Source organism: Mesorhizobium sp. M5C.F.Ca.IN.020.32.2.1 (assembly GCF_004023105.1).
Classification (GTDB): Bacteria; Pseudomonadota; Alphaproteobacteria; order Rhizobiales; family Rhizobiaceae; genus Mesorhizobium; species Mesorhizobium wenxiniae.
Genome location: NZ_RZSX01000578.1, coordinates 1 through 4,170, shown reverse-complemented (window position 1 = coordinate 4,170; position 4,170 = coordinate 1). Strand labels below are relative to the sequence as shown.

The 4,170-nt window shown below is 61.3% G+C and carries 4 protein-coding genes; all 4 read right to left on the bottom strand.

The features are described 5' to 3' along the window. On the bottom strand, positions 1-1,138 hold a 1,138-nt coding region (locus EOA86_RS24670; RefSeq protein ID WP_128344056.1), incomplete at its 3' end, for a polyribonucleotide nucleotidyltransferase. A gap of 407 nt (positions 1,139-1,545) precedes the next feature. Further along, positions 1,546-1,815 (bottom strand): 30S ribosomal protein S15, encoded by a 270-nt coding sequence (rpsO, locus tag EOA86_RS24665; protein ID WP_006337962.1) that lies wholly within the window; start codon positions 1,813-1,815, stop codon positions 1,546-1,548. Positions 1,816-1,997: 182 nt separating this feature from the next. Next, positions 1,998-3,092: a magnesium/cobalt transporter CorA gene (gene corA, locus EOA86_RS24660; protein ID WP_128344054.1), complete on the bottom strand. Its 1,095-nt coding sequence runs from the start codon at positions 3,090-3,092 to the stop codon at positions 1,998-2,000. A 44-nt stretch (positions 3,093-3,136) separates the two neighbouring features. Continuing rightward, positions 3,137-4,099 (bottom strand): tRNA pseudouridine(55) synthase TruB, encoded by a 963-nt coding sequence (gene truB / locus EOA86_RS24655; protein WP_127208851.1) that lies wholly within the window; start codon positions 4,097-4,099, stop codon positions 3,137-3,139. Between the last annotated feature and the right edge of the window lie 71 nt (positions 4,100-4,170).

Below are 4,170 nucleotides of genomic sequence, written 5' to 3'. Positions count from 1 at the left end.
GGAGGAACTTCTCCTTATACATGCCGGTCAGCGAATCGACGTACTGCTCGTCTTCGCCGGTGCCGAGCGTGGCGACGACCAGCGCCTGGGTCTCGCCGCGGGTGAACAGCGCCGAGCCATGGGTACGCGGCAGGACGCCGACTTCGGAGACGATCTTGCGGACCGTCTTCAGATCGCGGCCGTCGATGCGCGAACCGGTGTCGAGGATGTTCCAGCGCACAACCTTGGCCTGGAGCTCCTTGAACACGGTGCCGATTTGCTCGGACGTGTATTTTGCTTCTTCGCCTTCTGCGGGTGCGAACGCAGCCTTGACCTTCGCCTTCACGCCGTCCACGGCGGCATAGCGCTTCTGTTTGTCGGTGATCTTGTAGGCGTCGCGAAGCTCGCCTTCGACGATCTTCAGCATCTCGGCTTCAAGCGCCGAATAGTCTGGCGCGGTGAAATCGCGCGGGTCCTTGGCGGCGACCTCGGCCAGCTTGATGATTGCGTCGATCACCGGCTGGAAGCCGCGATGGCCGAACATGACGGCGCCGAGCATCAGATCCTCGCCGAGCTCCTTGGCTTCGGACTCGACCATCAGCACGGCGTCAGAGGTGCCGGCAACGATCAGGTCAAGCTTTGATTCCTGCATCTCGTCGACATGCGGATTGAGCACGTATTCGCCGTTGATGTAGCCGACGCGGGCGCCGCCGATCGGGCCCATGAAGGGGACGCCGGACAGCGTCAAGGCCGCCGAGGTGGCGACGATCGACAGGATATCCGGATCGTTTTCGAGATCATGCTGGACGACGGTGACAACGATCTGCGTGTCGTTCTTGTAACCGTCAGCGAAGAGCGGCCGGATCGGACGGTCGATGAGACGGGAGACCAGCGTTTCCTTTTCGCTCGGGCGGCCTTCGCGCTTGAAATAGCCGCCCGGGATCTTGCCGGCGGCGTAGGTCTTTTCCTGGTAGTTGACGGTCAGCGGGAAGAAATCGAGGCCGGGCTTCGGCTCCTTCATCGAAACAACGGTGGCGAGAACCTTGGTTTCGCCGTAGGTGGCGAGCACCGCGCCGTCAGCCTGGCGCGCAATCTTGCCGGTTTCGAGGATGAGCGGACGGCCGCCCCATTCGATTTCCACTTTGTGGTGATTGAACATGTCTTGTCCTTCATATGCGGAAAGGGCCGCGCCGTTTCACGTGCGCGAGTGCCCCTTTCCCTTGGCTTCGTTTCTCGGGCAGCCACGGGCAAGACAACGGGAAGCTCGGGTAAATCCGGCGCGGCTGCCGGGCGAGCGTCCTGCAATCCTGCCCCATGACCGTCCATGGGCGGTTTCGAATGGCCCTGTGCTATCTCGAAACCGGGTCTGGCCAGTCGATTCGACTGACCTTGCGCGTGGCCCCGAGAACCGCGGCTCTCGGAAAATGCCTTGCACAAATTCAAAGTTTCAGAGCGTCCTATTTGCGCGTCCAAATCGATGCGCGGCGCTCTACTTTCTTCATTAGAGCAATGGACTGCTCCAATGCGCGACCGGCGGGCTCTCGAAAGAACCCGCCGGCCAATTGGTCAACGGCGCAGACCGAGCTTCTCGATCAGCGTCTGATAGCGCGCGTCATCCTTGCGCTTGAGATAATCAAGCAGGCTGCGGCGCTGGGAGACGAGAGCGAGCAGACCACGGCGGGAATGGTTATCCTTCTTGTGGTCCTTGAAATGGTCGGTCAGGTTCTTGATGCGCTCGGAAAGGATGGCCACCTGAACTTCCGGAGACCCGGTATCGCCCTTGGCGGTTGCGAATTCACCCATCAATTCCTTCTTGCGCTCGGCAGTAATCGACATCGTGTTTTTCCTTATCTGTTTGAGGAAACGGGACGCCCTCGGCCGGGATGTCGTCCAGCAGGGGCCGGTACAAGCAAGGTGTCATTGCACGATGCTGCGGCGCATATAGTGCAATTCAGGCAAAAACACCAGCCCAATTCACAAGCCGGCTTTTTGCTGCATAAACGAAGATTTCCCTTCGGCTAAAGCCACTTCTTCCATCTGAAAAAAGCGACAAGCCCGAGCGCGACAACGGCCATGAACACGAGCGCCGCCGGATAGCCGTATTGTGCCTTCAGCTCCGGCATGTTCCATGGCGAGGTTTCGGGATCGAAGTTCATGCCCCACACGCCAGCGAGAAAGGTGAGCGGGATGAAGATCACCGAGACGATCGTCAGATAGCTGATGACATCACTGGTGCGTGCCTGGCTCAGCGACACATGCATCTCGATCAGACCGGTCAGCATGTCGCGCTGGGTCTCGACCAGTTCGATGAGCCGAAGCGAGTGATCGAGCGTGTCGTTCAGGAAGATCTTGGTCTCGGGCTTCACGTGGGGCACGTCGTTGCGGATCAGCGTGGCCAGCGCATCGCGCATCGGCCAAAGTACCCCCTTCAGCACATTGGCGTCGCGCCGCAACTCGTGAAGCCGCCGCATCTGGTGCTTGTCCGCCGCGCGCAGCATCTGGTCCTCGATGCTGTCGACCAATTCGCCGGCAGTCTCGATCGGCGGGAAATAGCTGTCGACAATGGCGTCGATCAGCGCATAGGCGAGATAGTCAGCGTCGCGTGCGCGCAGCCGGTTGGGCATCGAGCTTTCGATGCGCTTGCGCACGGGATCGAACGGATCGCCTTCGCGCTCCTGAAATGTGACGACGAAGTTCCTGCCGAAGAAGACCGCGATCTGCTCGTAACGATGCGCGGTGACGTCGTCGATCATCCTGACGACGACGAAGGCATGGTCCTCAAAGAAATCCACCTTCGGCCTCTGGCCGGTGTTGACGACGTCTTCCAGCGCCAGCGGATGCAGGCTGAAAATCCGGCCGATCTCCTCAATCAGCGGGATGTTGGCGAGACCGGTGCAATCGAGCCAAATGACCGGCCATGCGTGGCAATGAGCGTTGACGTCGTCGATGCTGGCATTTTCGATTGTCTCGAATTTGTCGGGCGACATCAGTGTCAGTCGCAGTTCGCTGCGCCGCGCCGCCGGGTCGGCGATCAGTGTGCCGGGTGATGCGCCGACCGGCGGCCGCCTTGCAGTCACCGGCGCCCGCTTCTTGATTGTCTCGGCCTTTGCCATGTGCCCCTCGGATGCTGCGTCTGATCGAGATTAGACGACGGGACTCACCCGGCAAAGACCCGCTTCGGCTTGAACATGCCTTGCTCGATGGCGCCGATGGCGACCAGCTTGCCGCGCGCCGTAGCGCAGGCTTCCTCGGCTTCCACTGGCGCGTCGCGGCCACGGATGATGACCGGATTGCCGAGGCGGATTTTTGTTGCAGCGTCGTCGCTGATCGCGATCTGCGGCAGGCAGTCGAGCGCGGCTGATGTGTCGACCAGAAGCGCGTCGATGGCGTCGAAATCGGCCGGCACCGTGTCCGCTGAATCCGAACGTTCATCGCCCTGGCCGCCGAAGCGCGCGGTTTCCAGCTCGGCGATGGTGACGAAGTCTTCCTGCGTGAACGGCTCGACTTCGATTCGGCGCAGCTCGGCGATGTGACCGAAACAGCCGAGGTCGCGGCCCATGTCGCGGGCCAGCGAGCGCACATAGGTGCCCTTGCCGCATTCGACCTCGAAAATGGTGCGATCAGCATTGTGCTCGATCAGGTCGAGACGGCCGATCTCGACTTCCCGCGCCGGGATGTCGACCGTCGCGCCGTCGCGGGCAAGGTCATAGGCGCGCTCGCCTGCGATCTTGATGGCCGAAAACTGCGGCGGCGTCTGCATGATGACGCCGGTGTATTTCGGCATCAGCAAAAGCACATCGGCTTCAGCCGGACGCTGGTCGGAGCTTTTCGTCACTGGCCCTTCGAGGTCATCGGTCGAACGCTCCTCACCCCAGGCAACCGTGAAGCGGTAGACCTTGGCGCCATCCTGGACATAGGGCACCGTCTTGGTCGCTTCACCGAGCGCAATCGGCAGCATGCCGGAAGCGAGCGGGTCGAGCGTGCCGGCATGGCCGGCCTTTTCCGCCTGGAACAACCATTTGATCTTGGAGACAGCCTCGGTCGAACCCATGCCGACCGGCTTGTCGAGCACTAGCCAGCCGGAGATCGGCCGACCCTTCTTCTTGCCGCGACGAGCCACTATTTTTCGTCCTTGTAGTTGCCTTTGTTCTGGTCGCCAATCTGGGCGTCTGGGCCGAGATCGCGCGCCAC